Here is a 20,502-nt window from a genome sequence, read left to right as displayed (position 1 = left end):
TGTTACACCTCAAATTTATAGCCTACACCCCAAACAGTTTGAATGTAGTTTCCACTTTCTCCAAGCTTCAAGCGCATCGTTTTCACGTGCGTATCTACTGTTCTTGTACTTCCGGCATAATCATATCCCCATACCTTTTCAAGTAATTGCTCCCGGCTAAATACTTGTCCTGTATGCTGACAAAGAAAATATAGTAAATCAAACTCTTTTACAGTAAGAGAAATCGACTCACCATTCGCCTCAATTCGTCTGCTTTTTTCATTGATAAGAATTGGTCCAAATTGAATCTCTTCTTGCTGTTCTTGCTTTGTATATCTTCTTAGTACAGCTTCCATACGGGCAACCAATTCACCAGGACTAAACGGTTTTACAATATAATCATCTGCTCCCATACGTAAGCCATTCACCCTATTCCACTCTTCACCTTTTGCGGTTAAAAATATAATCGGCACATCTGACGTTTTTCTAATTTCTTTACAAACTGAAAGTCCATCCATTTCTGGCATCATTATATCTAATACAACGAAATCATAATGATTCGTTTCTAGTTTTTTAAGAGCCTCTTTTCCGTTTTCAGCTTCTCCCCACTCATATCCAAAGTTATCCAAATACATTCCAACAAGCTGCCTCATATCACTTTCATCATCTACAACTAGCACTCTATATTTATTCATTGTCCTTCCCTTCCCTCTCTATGAGTTGAAACGGTCCTTTTCCGACTTTAATTGTTTGTTTTATTTTCATACTCTTCATATCCATAACACACACTTCATCACTATCATAACTTGCTACATATCCTTCTGCTCCGCTTTTCAAAAATGCAAATGGATTTGAGCCTATTTCAACGGAAGCTACCTCTTTATACGTACTAGTATCAAATTTTCTAAGCATATTCGAACCGTGGCTTAATGCATATACGTACTTATTATCTTTCGTTATGTTCACAGGCATAAATGGAGCGTGTAAAGAACGTACCATTTCACCGCTCTGTAAAGAATACACTAATACTTTCTCATTCACTTGATTTCCATCACCATGCCCGCCAATCCATATTTCTTTCCCATCAGGACTAATCGTCGCTCCTGTTGATGCTGGCGGAATCATAAAGGATTGAACAACTTCTTTTTTCTTCGTATCAATTGTCGTTAGTTTCGTATCATAAAAGTTTAGTACAGATAACCGATTCTGATACTCTACCATCGTTATAGGCCCTTTTCCTGTTGAAACATTTCCTGTCTCTTTCCCATTTATCGTAAAGAACCTTACCTTTTGAACATTTTGATCAGCAGCAAATAATTGTTTTTTATCTGCTGATACGACCACATTTACAATGCCCTTTCCAGTTTTATATTTTTCCACTTGCCTTCCTTCCGCTAGTGAATATACATACATATATTCTAATTGCTTACCGTATACAAGTATTTCATCGCCATTTGGAAGCAGTGTGATTCCGGCCATTGGCTCATTTAGTTCCCATGTCGTAATTAACTTTTTATCTTTTTTATCAATAAAACTAATACTGCCTTCTTTTATATTCGTAGTTATAATAACATTTTTATCTTTAGCAATTGGTGTATATGAACTTCCTTGACACCCTACTAATAGAAATAAAAAACAGAGAAGAAAAACATACTTTCTCAAAAGATTCCCTCCATCTTCAGATGATTTCGTTATAATTGTAAAATAACAAATAAATGTGTGGAAAGTGTGAAATTCCCCTTTCTTACTCAATTTACATATATAATGTACAACAAATAGAATTTGAGGTGTGTCAATTATGCTATTTCCTGATTTAGCGAATAAAATTGTACGAGAAGTACGCAGACTAATTACAGAAAATATAATTATCATTAATATAGAAGGCGTTATTATCGCAAGTACAGATACAGAAAGAATTGGCCAATTTCATGAAGGTGCACTCCGCTGCGCTAAACAAAAGAAAACCGTCATCATTACAAAAGAAGATGAAAGGCGATTGCAAGGTGTAAAGGCTGGGATGAATCTTCCTTTATTATTTCATGATGAAGTAATTGGTGTCATTGGGATTACCGGAGAACCTGAAAATATTTCACGCTACGGAGAAATATTGCGTAAGATGACCGAATTATTAATTCATGAAAACTACTTTTTAGAGCAATTAGAACTTGAGCACCGTTCTTATGAAGCTTTTGTCTTTGATTGGCTTCAAAATACAGAGTGGTCCCCGAGTTTTCTTGATCGTGCCAAAACACTTGGCATTGATTTATATAAGAAAAAACAACTTGTTTTGTTTTCTATTGGCAAAAATGACACAATGCTCCAGCGTAAAATATGGCAACATGTACGAAATATTTTAACAAAAGAGCATCTATTTGTTCGCTGGGGAAATGATCGTTTTATTTTATTTACAGCGATGAGCTCCAAAGAACAAACTTATCAGTTTTTAAAACGGTTAAAACAAGACTGCGAAGCTTTATTTTCTATTCCTTTATATATCGGGATTGGGCAAACAGTTACCCCAAACAATATGAACATATGTTACGAACAAGCATTACGTGCTCTTTCTGTATCATTGGAAACGAAAAAAATTGTATTTAATGAAGATTTACGTTTAGAAATGTGTTTACAAGATATTTCTGCCGAAACGCGTGAACAATTTCTAGAGCGTACCATCGAAAGCTTACTATCATCTCCTGAGCTTATGCACACTTTACGCTTATTTATCGATTATAACCAATCTTATAAACAGACAGCTAAACAATTACATATACACATTAACACCTTACATTATAGGCTAAAAAAGATTGAAGAACATACAGGACTTGATCCAAAACAATTCAAAGACTTAAACGTTTTATACTTCGCACTCCTCCTATTAGATAATCATACAAAAAAGAACGATAAAACAGATTAATCTTTAGATGATTATACATAGAAAGAATCCCTCGACTTTTTTATCATTATAATGAAAGCACTGTTACCACGTTGTTTATTATAACTAAACACGTTAACAGTTTGAGGGGGATTTCCAATGTTAGAAAAACAAATTATTCATTCATTCGTATCTATTGTTGGCGAAGATAATGTAGATACATCCAATATGGGGCGTTTAACTTATAGTTATGATGCCACTCCAAACTTCCAAGCAATGCCTGATGCAGTCATTGCTCCTCGTAATACAAATGAAGTAGCTGAAGTGTTAAAAGTATGTAACACTCACAAAATTCCTGTGTATGTGCGCGGGTCTGGAACAAATCTTTGCGCAGGAACATGTCCACTTGAAGGCGGTATCGTCCTTATTTTCCGCCATATGAACAATATTTTAGAAATTGATGAAGAAAACTTAACAATTACTGTACAAGCTGGTGTCATTACACTTGATATTATTAAAGCGGTAGAAGAAAAAGGTTTATTTTATCCACCAGATCCAAGCTCGATGAAAATTTCTACAATCGGCGGTAATATTAATGAAAACTCAGGTGGATTACGCGGTTTGAAATATGGCGTAACACGTGATTATGTAATGGGGCTTGAACTTGTCTTACCAAATGGTGATATTATTCGCACTGGTGGTAAATTAGCAAAAGATGTAGCTGGTTACGATTTAACTCGTTTATTTATCGGTTCTGAAGGAACACTTGGCGTGGTAACAGAAGCCATATTAAAACTTGTTCCTATGCCTGAAACAAAGAAAACAATGCTTGCATTATATGAAGATATTAATGAAGCTGCACGTGCTGTTTCTTCTATTATTGCAAATAAAATCATTCCAGCAACACTGGAGTTTTTAGACCAACCGACAATTGAAGTAGTAGAAGAGTTTGCACAAATCGGTTTACCTACAGATGTAAAAGCAATTTTATTAATCGAACAAGACGGTCCACCCGAAGTAGTCAATCGAGATATTGAAAAAATGGCTAACGTTTGTCACTCTATGAATGCAGTTGATGTTCGCGTTGCAAAAGATGAGACGGAAGCAGATGCGCTTCGTACCGCTCGCCGTAGTGCCCTATCAGCGCTCGCACGATTAAAACCTACTACAATATTAGAAGATGCAACTGTACCACGTTCACAAATAGCTCCGATGGTTGAAGCTATTAATACCATTGCAAAAAAATATAATATTCCTATTTGTACGTTTGGACACGCTGGTGATGGTAACTTACATCCAACTTGTATGACAGACGCTCGTAATGCAGAAGAAATGCACCGAGCTGAACAAGCTTTTGCTGAAATATTTGCGAAAGCAATTGAACTTGGTGGCACAATTACTGGTGAACATGGTGTTGGTGCGATGAAAGCTCCATATTTAGAAATGAAATTAGGTAAGGAAGGTATTGCAGCTATGCAAGGAATAAAGCAAGCTTTCGATCCAAATAACATTATGAATCCTGGAAAAATGTTCGCGAAAGACACCCGAAAAAGAGTGGTGGTTGAGCGATGACCACATTAAATAAAGAAAATATTCAAAAAGAATTTAAAGAACGATTAAGTGAAGATGAATTACTAAACTGTATGCGATGCGGTTTTTGTTTACCTACTTGTCCTACCTACATTCAATCCGGATATAAAGAGTCACATTCACCGCGCGGACGTATCGCATTAATGAAAGCTGTCGTTGATGGTTTAATCGAACCAGATGAAGATGTTGAGAATACATTAAACGTTTGTCTTGGTTGCCGTGCTTGTGAGCCTGTTTGTCCATCTGGTGTAAATTATGGGCATTTATTAGAAGAAGCTCGTGATATTATTAATCAAAATAAAAAATTCTCGGTGCCAGTGAAAGCTGTTCGAAAAGTCGTTTTTGAAGGATTATTCCCCCATCAAAATCGAATGAGAACATTAACTGGACTAATCGGATTTTATCAACGTTCTGGTTTACAAACGCTAACACATAAAACAGGGATTATGAAGTTATTCCCCGAAACACTTGCAACGATGGATCTCGTTTTACCAAAAGTCCCTAAAATGAAAGCGATGAAAGATCGTCCTTCATTTTTACCTGCAGAAAGTACAAAGAAAAAACAAGTTGCATTCTTCACAGGCTGCTTAATGGATACGATGTTTTTAGAAACAAATAACGCAACGATGAAACTTCTTCAATTAGCTGGTTGTGATATCGTTATTCCGAAAACACAAAGTTGCTGCGGTGCATTGCATGGACATGCTGGTGAAAAGAGTGGAGCAAAAGAATTAGCAAAGCGCAATATAAAAGCATTCGAAGACTTAAACATCGACTATATTATTACGAATGCAGGTGGTTGCGGAGCTTACCTCGTAGACTATGATTATCTTTTAAAGGATGATCCGGATTGGGCTGAACGTGCTAAGCAGTTTGTTTCTAAGATTAAAGATATTACTGCTATACTAGTAGAACTAGACTTCCATAAGCGAACTGACTTACGACTCACGCCGCAAGTTATTACGTATCAAGACTCTTGTCATTTACGCAATGTTATGCGCACATCTTCTGAACCTCGTATGTTACTAGAGGCTATCCAAGGTGCAACATATCGAGAAATGAAAGATGCCGACCGCTGCTGTGGCTCTGCTGGTATTTACAATATTGTTCATTCAGAGTTATCAATGGAATTTCTAGATTACAAAATGGACCGTGTGCATGAAACAGAAGCAGCAACCATTGTTACTGCAAATCCAGGTTGTTTATTACAAATGAAATTGGGCATTGAGCGAGAAGGGCTTTCTCATAAAATGAGAGGAATTCACATTGTGGATTTATTATTAGAAGCAATTGAAACTAACTCGTAATAACTCGTAACATACGTAATAATAGGAAAACGGCTATCTCCTTCGTCTATGTAAAGAGATAGCCGCTTTTTTGTCTGCTACAACATTAAAAATATGTTACTTTATTATAAAAAAGAACAACAGAAACATTACATTTTTGTAAAAATCAATCCATTATATTCCTCAAAAAATCGTTCAAACCATTGATACAATAGGATTCTTCATTTTCTATTTAGGTAACTTTATCCAAAAACCCCCTCTTAAAACCAAGTATAAAAACACTATAAATTCCTTTTATACTCTATATTTCTCTTATTTTTGCTCCCTTCTTCTCTTAGGATAAATTAGGTAATTTTAAAGTCTATGAATTTTTTTCCATCTTTTTTCTCGCAAATTGTATGCTACGATGAATTTGTCAGTCAGACAGGCTGTCAAAAACAAATCGTGTGAAAACAAATTAAAACTTTATATAGGGGGACACACATCATGAAAAAGCGTGTTTTATTATCTGTAGCTGCTGCAACAGCTCTTACTTTAGGAGTATCTTCTCTAGATGCACAAGCTGCAACAGTACAACCATCTAACGTAAAGGTTCAAAATATTCAGCATTCAAAAGTGATGATGAAACAAATGAACCAACAAGAATTACAAGCATTCTTACAATCTATGGGAGTTGAATCATTAGCACAATGGCAACAAGGAAACTTCCAACCAAACTGCTTCATTCCTGGTCAACAACCTACTGAAAATGTTGTAACTGAGCAACCAACAGCTAAGCCAGAAACTCAAAAGCCAGTTGAACAAAAACCAGCCGAGCAAAAGCCTGCTGAAGAAGTTCAAAAACCAGAAGCTCAAAAGCCTGCTGAAAACAACAATACTCAAAAACCTGCTGAACAAAAACCTGCTGAGCAAAAGCCTGCTGAAGAAGCAAAATCTTTAAGTGAGTTCGAACAACGTGTTGTTGAATTAACAAACGCTGAGCGTGCAAAACAAGGCTTACCAGCACTAAAAATCGATACTGAATTAAGCAAAGTAGCACGTATTAAGTCTGAAGATATGCAAAAAAACAACTACTTTGATCATAACAGCCCTACATACGGATCTCCGTTTGATATGATGAAGAAATTTGGTATTTCTTATACATCTGCAGGTGAAAACATCGCTCAAGGCCAACGTACACCTGAAGAAGTAGTACAAGCTTGGATGAACAGCGCTGGACACCGTGCAAACATTTTAAATAACGGCTTCACTCACATCGGTGTTGGTTATGTAGAAAGCGGCAACTACTGGACACAACAATTTATTACGAAGTAAATAGATTAAAAGAGTCTTCTCATAATGAGAAGACTCTTTTTTAAGTTTCATAGCTTTCTATTATGTATGAATAGAAAATATATAACATAAACAACATAGATCCACAGCTTATTATACTAAGCAATACATAAAATCCCCACTCTAAGTTCAAAAACAATGAAAACAATATGCCCCATGCCATCACTTGAAAAATCCGTCTACTCACTAAACGAATTTTTTGTAATTTAATTGGGTCTTTTTCTTTTTCTTTTTCTTTTTCTTTGCCTTTTATGTTCTTAAATTCTTTACTCAGCATAAAAAGAAACATACTAATCCCAATCGTTAATCCTGTTTGAAAGGATATCACCTTCCTAAAATTAATAAAGAGGATAAGCATATGAATAAACAACATAAATAACGTAATTTTCTTTATAAAGCCGCCTATAATACCATGCTCTCTTTCATTAAACTTAAATATATTATGTGAAATAATATACAAAAATCCATATGAAGAAATAATAAAACAGGGAATAAATGCTACAACAACTTGTTTACTCATAAACTCGTTTGGCTCACCATTTACATTCCAATGTACTGCCATACGATTTGGTAAATAGGGATAGAGAAATAGAGTAAGTAAAAGACAAGCGAAAAATATTCCAAGTACATACTTATATTTGATCAAGTGATTCTCACCTCTCTTTTCTCTTAACGGCTTCGCTTCTTTTAGAGAAATCCCTGCAAAAATCTACTTTTTTCAAGTTAAAACTTATACTTTACGCATTTTCTTTTTGAAATTCTTTTATTTTTTTATTTAAATTTGTAGGAAACGGCACATCAACTTCAATTGCTTCTTTCGTAATTGGATGCAAGAAATTTATCTTCATCGCATGCAATGCTTGACTGGACATATATTTTGTTTGTCCACCATATAATACATCCCCAACTAGTGGATTACCATTATGACTCATATGAACACGAATTTGATGTGTTCTACCCGTTTCTAATTGTAACGTTACGAAAGTCGTGTTTTGCTTCTTAAAATACTTTTCTACTTTATAATATGTGATAGCTTGGTCACCTTTTGAAGAAATACGACGCCTTGTAGCATGATGGCGATCCCTTCCGATAGCAGCATCAATCTTTCCTTGTTTCTTCTTTACTTTCCCTTCAACGAGCGCTGCGTACGTTCTTTTAATTTTTCTTTCCATTAATAGACGATCCATAATTGCACCAGCAATTCTATGCTTAGCAAACACGACACCACCTGTCGTATCTTTATCTAAACGATGAATATGACGCACCTTCGTCTCTAAACCTTGCATTTGAAAATGAAAAGCAACAAGATTTGCAAGCGTCCCGGTTCCACCTTTTTCAGCAGGGTGTGTGTCCATTTGCTCTGGTTTATTTACGACAAGTACGTGATCATCTTCGTATACTACATGTAATTCACCATATTCTGGATCTACACCGTACTCTTCCTCCGCAAACATATGGACTTGTAACTTATCGTTCTCTTTTAAAAGCTCATTCCATCTTCTTTGTTCCCCGTTAACCGTAACACCTTTTTCCATACGAAGCTGATGTAATAGCTTTTTCGGTATTTCCCATTCTACTTTTAATACCGATTCAATACTTATACCATTCCATTTAGCTGGAACGATAATTTCACACCATTCGCCCTTTTTCTTTGTTTCCATACTGTTTATCACCTTATTTCTATTGATTCTCTCATTGTAACGGAAAACACACTTTGATGCACTGTCAAAAATAGAGGACAGTCTTATAATAGACTGCCCCTCAAGCTCTAAGTCTTTTCATTTCTAATAATACTTCTTCAGCTTTTTGTTCATACGATAAATCTTTAAAAAAATCCGCCAACCTTTTATAATCATTGTAAGCATCTAATAAATCGTCCATCTTTTCTATTTTCATCACTTGTTGTTTTTGTTTCATTTTTACTGGATAGCGATAACCTGATACTTCTTGTATTTTGTAATACTCATCCTCTACTTGAACGACCTTTACAAGTTCTTCCTCTTCTGCATCCATCGTATACCCGTCAAATTCTCTAAGTAGTTCATAAATGATATGAGTCCATTCATCTTTTGGATAAAATCCTTTTTCTAACCGATAACCGACAATGCGATACATATGCCCATCGTTCTCGGCAAACTGTACTGTATCATTTAACTTAAACTTAAAATAACGAAACATTGCCTTCACCTACTTATTATGTAATGTTCTTATCACATACTATTTGCAAAATGTAGGCTTTGCTATTCATAAAAAATGCTCATCATATTGATGAGCATTTTTTACGATGCTTTTTCTCGTTTTTTTCGAAATGGTAACCACCAGTTCCAGTCTCCAAATAACTTCATTAAGCTTGGTACGAGCATAAGACGAATAATTGTTGCATCAAGAAATATTGCTAATGCAACGCCAAGACCCATCTGCTTTACTGGTAAAATATCAGTAAATGCGAATGCACCAGTTACAACAATCATTATTAAAGCAGCTGATGTAATGATTCTACTTGTTGAAACGAGCCCTTCTAACGTTGCTTGATCGTTATCTCCTGTTTCTTCATAGAGCTCATGAATACGTGAAATAAGAAATACTTCATAATCCATACTAAGCCCAAATACGAGGCCAAAAATGAAGATTGGTAAGACAAACAGAACCGGACTTGCTTCTAAACCGAAATGACCACCTTCAAATAACCAAACAACAATTCCAATGGTTGCACTTAAACTAAGTATATTCATAACAATTGCCTTAATTGGAATGAGTATAGATCGGAATGCAAATAATAATATAACAAAGGTCGATCCAAATATAACAGACATACCAATTACAACTTTATCTTTAATTTCATCTTCTAATTCTTGTTGAAACGTCGTCATTCCGCCTAGATAATACGTAACATCCGTTTCTTTATAGTTCTTTTTAAAGTCACGTACCCACTGTTTTGCAGTCTCTGTACGTGGTTTTGTTTTCAAAAAGATTTCTATCGTCGTCTTATTCCCTTGCGTGTATGCTTCAAATACAGGAGTTAGTTTCGCTGATTCTGGCGACTGCAATATTCCAACAACTTGATCTGCTTTCATTCCAGTTAACCCGTCGTATAAACTTCTTACTTCATGTACTTTCTTATCATCTTTTAACTTTCGAACGACTTCTTCTATCTTTTGTAGACTTTCTTTTTCTTTCATATCTTTTTTCGTCTCTACAACTAACGTAACATCAGCGTGTGTTTTGACAGTTTCATTAAATGATTCTTCATACTTTTCATATGCAATCCTTGTATCACTCTTTTCAGGTAAAGCTTCAACACCAGGGAACTGCAAATTCGCTGTACGTAATGGTAATAAGCAAATAACAATAAATGTTGTAACAACAATAATCATTGCAATTGGATGTTTCATCACAAATTGTGCAAATTTACGCCATGCTTTTGCCGGCGTATGTGCTACTTGATTCTTTTTTAATATTCTTTTACCTATTAACGATAATAGTGCTGGAAGAAGTGTGAGTGAGAATAAAATGCTCATAATGACAACAATCATTCCGCTAATCGCGACAGATTGAATATAATCTATCTTAAAGAAAAACAAACCGGATAACCCAACAAATACGCATAATCCTGAAAATACAATCGCACGTCCTGCCGTTTGATATGTAATTGCTATCGCTTCTTTTACCGTTCGTTTAGCAACTTCCTCTCGAAAACGGTTCACAAATAATAGCGCAAAATCAATAGATAATGCAAGTCCAATCATCGGCGCAACGTTTAACACGAAAATAGATAGTTCTTTATCAACACCGATGAAATACAATATCCCCATCGTACTAATAACACTAAGCGCCCCATTCAAAATCGGTAAAATTGATGCCAAAAGACTACCAAACGAAAATAGTAATACAAGAAACGCAATTGGTAATCCAATCATTTCTGCTACTTTTAAATCATTTTGCGTTCTTTCATTAATCTCTTGATTAATTTTCGGAAATCCTGTAGGTGTTACTTTTAATGCTACATTACTTTCTTTCTCAATCTCATCAGCAAATTGTAATGTCTTTTCCATTCTTTCTTTATTTGTTTTCCCGGAAAATAAAATTGTCGCATAACCGATGTCATCTTGTAGCATTTCTTTATTTTGGATTGGGTGATGGAAAGATTCATAGCTCTCTTTCTCTTGAACATTCTTTACAATTTCATCTATTCGCTTTTTAAATTCCTCATGCGAAGCATCTTTATTTTTCTCAAAAACGAGCAGTAGCGTATCTTGAGACTTCTTAAAATCTTGATCTAAAATTTCTTTTGTTTTTTGATAGTCGCCTTCCGTTTGGAAACCGTCACCACCTAATACTCCCGGTAACTTTGGAGCAAAAATCCCAAGTGCGATTGCGAGCAACAGTAACGCTACAATTACTGTATAACGAAACTGATACAAAAAGGCTCCTAACTTCCCCCACTTATCAACTTTATGTACGTTTGTCTTCACACATTTTCACCTACTTTAAATAATTCAATTGTCACTTATACTGTATCACATCTTGATATAAACAAAAAACGTCTGGAAAAACTATAATAATAGTTTTTCCAGACGTTTTTCTATCTCTCTTTATTAAGCCCTAATCTCTCAGTAAGTAAACGATGGTAGTAAATCACGATAATTAACAAAATACCACCTACGCAGTAACCAGCTAAAATATCAGTTGGGTAATGTACATTTAAAATGACTCTACTTAATCCAATCGATAGAATTACTATACCCATCAAAATCGTTGTGACACATTTCCCAGCTACGCTTTTCAAATTAGCAGCAATGATATAAGTAAGAAATCCAAATGTCATAATCGATAGCATTGCATGTCCACTAGGAAAACTATATCCAAGTGCATCTAGCGCTTCATTTAATGACGGACGTTCTCTCTTTACAATCTCTTTTATCCCTTTATTCACAAGATGTGTTATTAAAATCCCCATTGGATATACAATCATCGCAGCATAATAACGCTTCTTCCAAAAAACAAGCAAACTTATAACGAGCGTAGTGACTATCCCAATTGCTGATCCCAATTTTGTAAAGTACGAGAAAAATATAAGAGAACTTTCCGTTTGTAGCCCTCTTACTAATCCACGGACATATGTATCCATCACTGTAACGCCACCTGCATGTACGCGCCAAGCAACAATACCAAATACAGCAAATAACAAACCGATACACATTACCTCATACTGATGTAACTTCTTCTTCAAACGATTTCCTCCTACTATGAAAAAATGCGATTTCTACTTTAGAAACCGCATTTCCTTACTTATTTACCTTTTGTTTTTAGCTCTGTCCAGTAACGATCATAGTCTTTTAACTTATCGTCTACATCAACAAGCCATTCTGTACGATCTAACTCTTCTTTCGTTAAGAAAATCATGTGATTATCACGGTATTCTTTACTATGAAGAGGATGAGCTTTTTCATTTGGATTACTGTAACCAATTGACTCGTAGTTTTTCACACTTACTTTTTCATCTAGTAAGTAGTTCATAAATTTCTCAGCAAGCTCTTTATGTTTTGCACCTTTTGGAATTGCTAACGTATCAGCCCAAATTGTGCCGCCTTCTTTCGGTACAACATATTCTACATCTTTATTATCTTTTGCGATAAATGCTGCATCTCCAGACCAAACTGTTCCGATCCAAGCATCTTCTGTAATGAATTTTTGTTTAATGTTATCTGTATCAAATGCTAATAAGTTTGGAAGCAGCTTCTTTAAATCATCTGCTGCTGTCTTTAATTGTGCATCGTCTTTCGTACTGTTTGAGAACCCGTGCTTCTTAAGACCCACTCCTAATACTTCACGAGAATCGTTCAGTAACGTTACATGTCCTTTATATTTCTCATTCCATAAGTCCGCCCAGCTTGTAGGTGCTTCTTTCACATACTTTTTATTGTATGCAATCCCTGTTACACCCCAAGTGTACACTAAAGAATATTTATTCTCTGGATCAAACGCAGGTGTTTTGAAATTAGAAACCATATTTTCGATATTCGGGATATTCTTTTTATCTAACGGCGCTAATAAGTCCATTTTCGCCATTGTTTTAACCATGTAATCAGACGGCTGGATTAAGTCATACTTTGCGCCACCAGCTTGTAATTTCGCAAGCATTTCTTCATTACTTGCGTACTTGTCATAGTTAATTTTCACATTATATTTCTTTTCAAAATCTTTTAGCACTTGCTCATCAAAATTGTCAGCCCAGCTATAAATATTTAATTCTTCTTTCTTTTCACCACAACCAGCAAGCACACCAGCAACAAGGCTAAAACTAATTGCTGCGCCAGCTATTCTTTTCATTAATTTCATCGGTTTATTACCCCCTTGTACTTTCTATATCGTTCGTATTATAAAGGAAGGTGTCCTCCAGAGTTTTCTTCACCATCTGCACCTTTATTCCGGAAGATTTCAGATAGAACCATTAATCCTACGATAGCAACAATTAAAATTGTAGAAAGAGCATTGATTTCTGGTGATACTCCGCGCTTAACCATACTGTAAATGTATAGTGGCAATGTTGTTGATCCTGGTCCTGATACGAAGAAACTAATTACAAAATCATCAATTGATAATGTGAATGTTAATAATGCTGCCGAAATAACTCCCGGTGCAATTGCTGGGAACGTTACATAACGAAACGTTTGCCAAGGCGTTGCTCCTAAATCATTTGCAGCTTCTTCTAAGTCACGTCCCATACTTGAAAGACGCGCAGCTAAAATAACAACAACAAACGAAATACTAAATGTAATATGTGCAATAATAATCGTTGTTTGTCCAAGTTCCATTCCTAACTGGCTGAAAAGAATTAGTAAAGATAATCCCATTAAAATATCAGGAATTAAAATTGGTAAATATACAAGGCCATTAATAGCCCCTTCAAAACGATATTTATAACGATGTAAAGCGATTGCAAAGAATACACCAAGTACCGTTGTCACAATCGTTGTTATAACTGCAATCGTAATACTATTTACAAATGCATCAATAACATCTTGTTTTTGAAATAAATCTGTATACCAATGGAATGTAAAACCTTCCCACTCCGCATTAATGCGAGAGTCGTTGAAAGAATAGACCATTAAAACCATCATTGGAAAATACAAGAATAACAAAATTAACCAAGAATAAGAAACTAAAAACTTCTTCATCTTTGCCTATTCCCCTCCGTTCTCATTATATTTATATACTTTCGTTGCACGATAATATAAGTAAATTAACAGAACAGAGAATAGAACAACGATAATCGATAACGCAGATCCAAACGGCCAGTCACGTGCACCTAAGAATTGATTTTGAATAACGTTTCCAATTAATGCTACTTTCGATCCGCCCATCACGTCTGATACAACAAACATTCCGATAGAAGAAACGAATACTAAAATAGAACCAGTCGCAATTCCTGACATCGTCATCGGCACTGTTATATTCCAAAATGCCTTTATTGGTGTTGCTCCTAAATCATAAGCCGCTTCTAGCTTACGCTTATCCAACTGCTCAATTGCTGCATACACTGGTAAAATCATAAATGGTAATAAAGAATAGACCATTCCGAGTATTACAGAAGGAGTATTATATAATAAATTTAACGGTTCACTAATAATGCCAAGCTTTAATAACAACGTATTCACAAGACCTTGTGAACGTAAAATAACAATCCATGCGTATGAACGAACAAGAAAGTTAATCCAAAACGGGATCGTTGCCAATAATAAAAGAATAGAGCGGTATTTGCGGTCAACAATTGTAATTGTATACGCAAACGGATAACCAATTAATAAACATATTACTGTTGTAATAACTGCAATTTTAACAGTTTCCCATAACGTTCCTAAGTATAATGGATCAAACACACGGGATATATTCTCCAGCGTAAATTGCATTTCTACTGTCCCGTAAGCTCCGCGCTGCATGAAGGCGAATCCTAATACGAATACGAGCGGGATTAGGAAGAAAATTAACAGCCACGCGACTGTAGGTAGTGCGAGTAATTTCCCTTTTTTCAATTTAAGGTCACCTCGTCCTCTTGCTCCCAGCCTACATATACATTATCTCCAATGCTCCACTGTGCTGCCTCTTCAGCAGTTTGATATGCCATTAGTAATTCTGATGTTTTCTCATCACGTACATAAAGCTTCTCCATATTTCCGACAAACTCGATATCTTCAATATGTCCAAGATGGTATTCTTTTAAAATTGACTCTTCAACCGAACGTACTTTTACATTTTCAGGGCGAATTGCTACATAGCCTTCCCCGTTTTTCACAATATTATTTTCACCGATGAATGTCGCAACGAACAATGTTTTCGGCTTATTGTAAATTTCTTTCGGTGTTCCGATTTGTTCGATATGTCCTTTATTCATAACTACAATACGATCGCTCATGCTCATTGCTTCTTCTTGATCGTGCGTTACGTATATGAACGTAATTCCTAAATTACGTTGTAAGTTTTTCAATTCACGTTGCAAGTCTTTTCGTAACTTAAAGTCAAGCGCTCCAAGTGGCTCATCTAATAGTAATACACGCGGATTATTTACAATCGCTCTTGCAATTGCAACACGCTGCTGTTGTCCACCAGAAAGCTTCGCAGGTTTACGATTACGGAACTCAAGTAACTGCGTTAAACGCATTGCCTCTTCAGCACGCTCTTTCTGCTCTGCTGCTGATACTTTCTGCATTTTCATACCAAAACAAATATTCTTCTCTACTGTCATATGTGGGAATAGTGCGTAATGTTGGAACACTAGGTTCATATGACGCTTATATGGCGGCAAATCGTTAATTCTTTCATCATCTAATAAAAGATTCCCTTTAGTTGGAGTTTCAAATCCTGCGATCATACGAAGTAACGTCGTTTTCCCGCAGCCACTCGGCCCTAAAATTGTTAAAAACTCTCCCTCTTTAATATCTAAAGAAAGAGGTGGGATAATCACTTGATTTCCAAAATGTTTTTCAACTGCTTCAACTTTAATAATCTTTTTCATTTTCCCGTCCTATCTACCTTAAATTTTAAATTTTTATATTCATGAATAAATATTTATGTTCTATAGACTATTTTTTGTTTCGATCCAAACAAAAATGGTTATTTAGCAAGCGTTCGTTTCTATTCTTTATGTAGTATGTTTGATTCATTTTCGCCTGATACATAACGTCGAACAGAAAAACCCCTTCCATTGCGAAGGGGCTATTATCATACGGCTACGCCTACTGATAAACACCATCATCATTTTAACAACTTTCGTATGAATTTTAAAGCACTTTTTGTAGAAGAGTAACGAATTTTCATGTCGAATGCTGTAGATTGGGCTAAAATGCTTTTATAATGTGAAAAAGTCCGAAAACTTTCTTTCCCATGATAACCCCCTAATCCACTACTTCCAACACCCCCAAAAGGTAAATATGGCGTAGCAAGGTGATAGACAACATCATTAATACAGCCTCCACCATATGAAATATTACTCGTCACTTTCTTTTGTACTTCTTTATCTTCAGAAAATACATATAACGCTAACGGCTTCGGATGTTGCTGGATTGTGCCAATTACATTTTCTATATTGTCGTACTCTATGATTGGTAAAATCGGACCAAAAATTTCATCTTCCATAACAGCATCTTGCCATGTAATATCCGCTAGTACTGTCGGTTCAATATGTAAAGTATCTTTCTCATAGTTTCCACCAATTACGACTTGACCATCTTGTAAGAATCCACATAATCGTTCAAAATGACGCTCACTTACAATACGCACGTAATTTTCATTTTGTAAAGGTTCTTTACTATACTGCTCTGTAATTTCATGTCGCAGTGCCTCAATTAGCTTTTCTTTCACGGAAGAATGCACGTACATATAATCAGGCGCTACACACGTCTGCCCTGCATTTAAAAACTTACCCCAAACAATTCTTCTTGCTGTCATCTCTATCTTTGCATCTTTATGTACAATACAAGGACTTTTCCCGCCAAGTTCTAAAGTGAGCGGCGTCAACTGTTTCGCTGCTGCTTCCATTACAACTTTTCCAACGCCAACACTACCAGTAAAGAAAATATAATCAAACGGTTCCTTCAGCAAAGATGTACTCTCTTCAACGCCACCTTCTACTACCGCTACAAGCTCTTCTGGGAATAATTCATCTAACATTCTCTTAAGCACTTTTGAAACGCTTGGCGTTAACTCTGACGGCTTTAAAACGATTGTATTTCCAGCTGCCAGTGCTCCTACAAGTGGTGCAATTGCTAATTGAAAAGGATAGTTCCACGGTGCAATAATAAGCGTCACACCATACGGTTCTGGCACTACTTTTCCTTTTGATCCAAAATGAGTAAGTGCTGTTCGAACTCGTTTCGGTTTACTCCACGATGACATATGTTTCAATTGAAAGGAAATTTCTTTTAATACATATCCAACTTCCGTTGTAAACGACTCGTGAACTGACTTATTTAAATCTAATTTCAATGCCTGAAATATTTCTTCTTCAAAACGCTGAATGCCTTCATAAAGCTTCTTCAAATTATTCTTTCTCATTTCGATGCTTCTCGTATGCCCTTTTAAAAAATATTCCTTTTGCCTACTTACAATAGAGGAAATACTCATTCACTCACCTTCTCCCACTATTTTTATCCAATTCTTTCATTATTTATATAAACTTCATATATAACAAATTTCTATTCTTAAGGTTACATTATATATGACTTTTTCAGCTATATAAAATTCATTGCTCACAAAAAAACTACCGAAAGAAAATCTCTCGGTAGTTTTACAGTATTAACGATATAAACGAACAGCACCTGCAGAATTATCATCAGCTTGTCCTACTACTTCAAATTTCAAACCAAGCTTCGGTAAAATACGTCCTGCATCTGGAATCTGTTGATTAATATACGTTTTAGAATCATCAAACTTCGGTACGCCTGCTAAGCCATCATACGTAAATGTTCCACGCGTTGGAGATACGACTTTCCAAGCTGGCGTTTTGTCAAATGAAAACGCTGCATCAGCGATTTGGAATCGTGTACTACTCTTAACTGTTGGTTTACCATTTAAAGTACCAACAATTGCTTCTGGATGAGAATCAACTACACCAAGGAAACCGTGTCCTGGATGTACACCAACCCAGTTATCTGTATAAGCTGAATCTGCATACCATACAACCATACCAGTGTTAAATACTGGACCGCGAGCAAATTTCAACGCGTTATCTGCCCCAGCATAGTTTCTCCACTCAACATAGTAGTTATGTTTTTTCTTCTCTGTTCCGTTAGATACAACGAAACCATCTAATTTTAATTGTGGTGTACCTTCTGCGTCATCAGAGAATACTACTTTACCATCTACTGTTAATGAAGCATTATCAAGAGCGAATCCATTTAATGCTAAACCACCATCAGTAATGTAATCAAATGTTAATTTTACTTTCTTGCCTTTGAATTGACTTAAATCATATGATTTGTCAATCCATTTTCCATTTGTCGAATCTGCATTTCCACTATTTGCTTTCTCACCAAGTCTTTCAATTAACGTTTGTTTACCATCTTCTGTTACAGCGTGTACTTCAAGGAAATCATAACCTGCTTCAATCTCATATAATGACTTGAAATCAAATTTTGCATTCGTTGCATTCGTTAAATCGAACAACGGTGTTTCCATCTTCGTATGAAGATCGTCACCTTTTGTGCTGTAGTAATACTGTTTTCCAAATGCTGGCTCAATTGTTTTAACATCTTTATCTGGTAAGTTAACACGGATCATACCTGGTCTTGCTGATTTCGTAACACTTTGATCCAAATATGTCGCTAGACCGATACCTTTATTTAATTTCTCGTAATCTACTTCTACGATATTTGCCCAGTTACCACCGATTGTTTTTTGGAAAAACTCTTTATTTTGTGGTGAGAAACTCGTTGGCGTCGTTCCAGCGATTTTACCAGCCCAGCTTCCGCCACTCATAATAGACCAAGCTTCAATCGGCTCACCTTGACCACTATATTGTGTATCGTACTCATCTGGAAGACCTAAATCGTGACCATATTCATGTGCGAATACACCAACTGCTCCATCTTCTGGTTCAATTGTATAGTCGAATGCTGCCATCTTTCCACCCCAATATGGTACTTTCGCTTGTGTACCTTCAATTGGGAATGGCTTTGGTCCAACTGTCCAACGGTGCGACCAAATTGCATCATCGCCTAATTTACCACCGCCTGCTTCTTGTCCAACACCCGCATGAATAATCATTAAGTGATCGATTAAACCGTCTGGTTGATTTTTATTCCCATCACCATTTACATCGTATTGATCAAATTGGTCGAACTCTGATAAATCAATACCACTATCTACAGCTGCTTTTAATGCATCTTTTACTAAATCACGTGGCCCTTTTGGTCCTTTATTATCATGGCCGCCGCTAGCAGCATCTGCACCGTAATCAGCAGCTTTACCAGGAACTGTTAACCATTTTGTAACTGTTCCGTCTACAGTATAACTACCACCAGATTGCTCTTCGTAATATTGTTTAAACGTTTCAATTTTACTTCCATCATCTAATGTGAATGGCTCGTTGCCGAATAACATTTTTTCATAGTGTTCTTTATTAAAATCGTTAGAATACATATATCCAGGCTCTTTGTCGATATTATTATGTTTAAAGTCAGCGTACTCTACAAGTAAAACGAGTACTTTGTCTTTACGAACTTCACCGTTATAGTCTTTTTGTTTCGCTGGAGAAGTTGGTACTTTACCATTTAGACCGCCTTTAACTGGGCCTGTTGCTGCAGGTGTGCCTGTTGCTGGTTGATTTAATTTTTCTTTCGTGTCTGCTTTCGCATCTTTCACTTTCTTTAAAAAGTCGGATGCATCTTTCGTAAGTTGGTCCCCATTCGCTGCTTCTTTCCCAGGATTTTCACCCTTTTTGTTCTCTACATACTTTTCGACTGCTTTCTTTGTTTCTGTCTCTGAAGCCTTCGAATCAATTACCCCACGTTTTTTTAATGCATCTGCTAAACGTTCTTCCGGAATTAAATGATCATCAACTGGGCTCGTAGCTGTTTTATTCACAGGCGTTTCAGCATATGCAGATTGAGTGCCAGCTCCGAATGAAAGGCCTAATACAGCTGTCAATGCGATTGATGACAAAACTTTGAACGGTTTCTTGTTCATCCCTTATTTCCTCCCCTAATAAATAATATGTATTACAAATTGAATTTTATTAAAAATTCAATATTTTTTCAATATTTAGTCATATTATGTAATGTTTTTAATATATTTGTAAAAATTTCATAGTTAGCATACGAATATATCACAATTCAACAATGTTTTCTGAAAATATTGAAAGTTTTTATCGAACAATTTATAATTTCCATAGAGGGAGTTTAATGGGGATTTTATCTTTGTTTCATCTACACAATATTTGATAATTCA

17 protein-coding genes are annotated in these 20,502 nt (G+C 35.8%); 4 read left to right on the top strand and 13 right to left on the bottom strand.

From position 1 onward, the window contains the following. Positions 1–2 precede the first annotated feature (2 nt). On the bottom strand, positions 3–674 hold the full coding sequence (locus HFD78_RS02445) for a response regulator transcription factor (RefSeq protein WP_001046405.1): 672 nt from the start codon (positions 672–674) through the stop codon (positions 3–5). Continuing rightward, complete coding sequence (locus tag HFD78_RS02440) at positions 667–1,641, bottom strand: YncE family protein (protein WP_001234147.1); 975 nt, start codon at positions 1,639–1,641, stop codon at positions 667–669. Before HFD78_RS02440 ends, HFD78_RS02445 begins: the two co-directional genes overlap by 8 nt. 127 nt (positions 1,642–1,768) lie before the next feature. On the opposite strand from HFD78_RS02440, the gene HFD78_RS02435 reads away from it, so the two are divergent. The 4 genes from HFD78_RS02435 (at position 1,769) to HFD78_RS02420 (ending at position 7,041) form a co-directional block, all read left to right on the top strand. Beyond that, complete coding sequence (locus HFD78_RS02435) at positions 1,769–2,893, top strand: CdaR family transcriptional regulator (RefSeq protein WP_001999325.1); 1,125 nt, start codon at positions 1,769–1,771, stop codon at positions 2,891–2,893. A gap of 117 nt (positions 2,894–3,010) precedes the next feature. Beyond that, complete coding sequence (gene glcD, locus HFD78_RS02430; RefSeq protein WP_000890754.1) at positions 3,011–4,423, top strand: glycolate oxidase subunit GlcD; 1,413 nt, start codon at positions 3,011–3,013, stop codon at positions 4,421–4,423. After that, positions 4,420–5,748: a (Fe-S)-binding protein gene (locus HFD78_RS02425; RefSeq protein WP_000209649.1), complete on the top strand. Its 1,329-nt coding sequence runs from the start codon at positions 4,420–4,422 to the stop codon at positions 5,746–5,748. The genes glcD and HFD78_RS02425 overlap by 4 nt, the downstream gene beginning before the upstream one ends. Positions 5,749–6,213: 465 nt before the next feature. Continuing rightward, on the top strand, positions 6,214–7,041 hold the full coding sequence (locus tag HFD78_RS02420; RefSeq protein ID WP_000747593.1) for a CAP domain-containing protein: 828 nt from the start codon (positions 6,214–6,216) through the stop codon (positions 7,039–7,041). Between the two features lie 40 nt (positions 7,042–7,081). Here the strand turns inward: HFD78_RS02420 and HFD78_RS02415 are convergent, their stop codons facing one another. The 11 genes from HFD78_RS02415 to inhA1 form a co-directional block, all read right to left on the bottom strand. After that, positions 7,082–7,705 carry a DUF1648 domain-containing protein gene (locus tag HFD78_RS02415; RefSeq protein WP_000599000.1) on the bottom strand — a complete coding sequence of 208 codons (624 nt, stop codon included), beginning with the start codon at positions 7,703–7,705 and terminating at the stop codon, positions 7,082–7,084. Positions 7,706–7,796: 91 nt separating this feature from the next. After that, positions 7,797–8,720 (bottom strand): RluA family pseudouridine synthase, encoded by a 924-nt coding sequence (locus HFD78_RS02410; protein WP_000448325.1) that lies wholly within the window; start codon positions 8,718–8,720, stop codon positions 7,797–7,799. 100 nt (positions 8,721–8,820) lie between these two features. Further along, entirely contained in the window at positions 8,821–9,237 is a 417-nt protein-coding gene (locus tag HFD78_RS02405; RefSeq protein ID WP_000490301.1) for a hypothetical protein, read from the bottom strand. A 101-nt stretch (positions 9,238–9,338) separates the two neighbouring features. Further along, positions 9,339–11,531, bottom strand: a complete 2,193-nt coding sequence (locus HFD78_RS02400) for an MMPL family transporter (protein WP_098005797.1) — start codon at positions 11,529–11,531, stop codon at positions 9,339–9,341. Positions 11,532–11,641: 110 nt separating this feature from the next. Continuing rightward, the gene (locus HFD78_RS02395; protein ID WP_000727791.1) at positions 11,642–12,289 is read right to left on the bottom strand and encodes a phosphatase PAP2 family protein; all 648 of its coding nucleotides are present in this window, start codon (positions 12,287–12,289) and stop codon (positions 11,642–11,644) included. A 59-nt stretch (positions 12,290–12,348) separates the two neighbouring features. After that, positions 12,349–13,398: a spermidine/putrescine ABC transporter substrate-binding protein PotD gene (gene potD / locus HFD78_RS02390; protein ID WP_000772485.1), complete on the bottom strand. Its 1,050-nt coding sequence runs from the start codon at positions 13,396–13,398 to the stop codon at positions 12,349–12,351. Positions 13,399–13,436: 38 nt separating this feature from the next. Further along, positions 13,437–14,237: a spermidine/putrescine ABC transporter permease PotC gene (gene potC / locus HFD78_RS02385; RefSeq protein ID WP_000714192.1), complete on the bottom strand. Its 801-nt coding sequence runs from the start codon at positions 14,235–14,237 to the stop codon at positions 13,437–13,439. Between the two features lie 6 nt (positions 14,238–14,243). After that, a complete protein-coding gene (potB, locus tag HFD78_RS02380; protein WP_000715500.1) occupies positions 14,244–15,092 on the bottom strand; it encodes a spermidine/putrescine ABC transporter permease PotB in 849 nt (282 codons plus the stop codon). Continuing rightward, positions 15,089–16,072 carry a spermidine/putrescine ABC transporter ATP-binding protein PotA gene (gene potA / locus HFD78_RS02375; RefSeq protein ID WP_000720336.1) on the bottom strand — a complete coding sequence of 328 codons (984 nt, stop codon included), beginning with the start codon at positions 16,070–16,072 and terminating at the stop codon, positions 15,089–15,091. Before potA ends, potB begins: the two co-directional genes overlap by 4 nt. 239 nt (positions 16,073–16,311) lie before the next feature. Further along, the gene (locus HFD78_RS02370; protein ID WP_000028382.1) at positions 16,312–17,679 is read right to left on the bottom strand and encodes an aldehyde dehydrogenase; all 1,368 of its coding nucleotides are present in this window, start codon (positions 17,677–17,679) and stop codon (positions 16,312–16,314) included. A gap of 171 nt (positions 17,680–17,850) precedes the next feature. Continuing rightward, entirely contained in the window at positions 17,851–20,241 is a 2,391-nt protein-coding gene (gene inhA1 / locus HFD78_RS02365; protein ID WP_001035943.1) for a M6 family metalloprotease immune inhibitor InhA1, read from the bottom strand. Positions 20,242–20,502: the final 261 nt, after the last annotated feature.

Origin of the sequence: Bacillus sp. EKM501B (genome assembly GCF_011800505.1) — a bacterium.
Lineage (GTDB): Bacteria > Bacillota > Bacilli > Bacillales > Bacillaceae_G > Bacillus_A > Bacillus_A cereus.
This window is presented reverse-complemented; position numbering and strand designations above follow the sequence as displayed.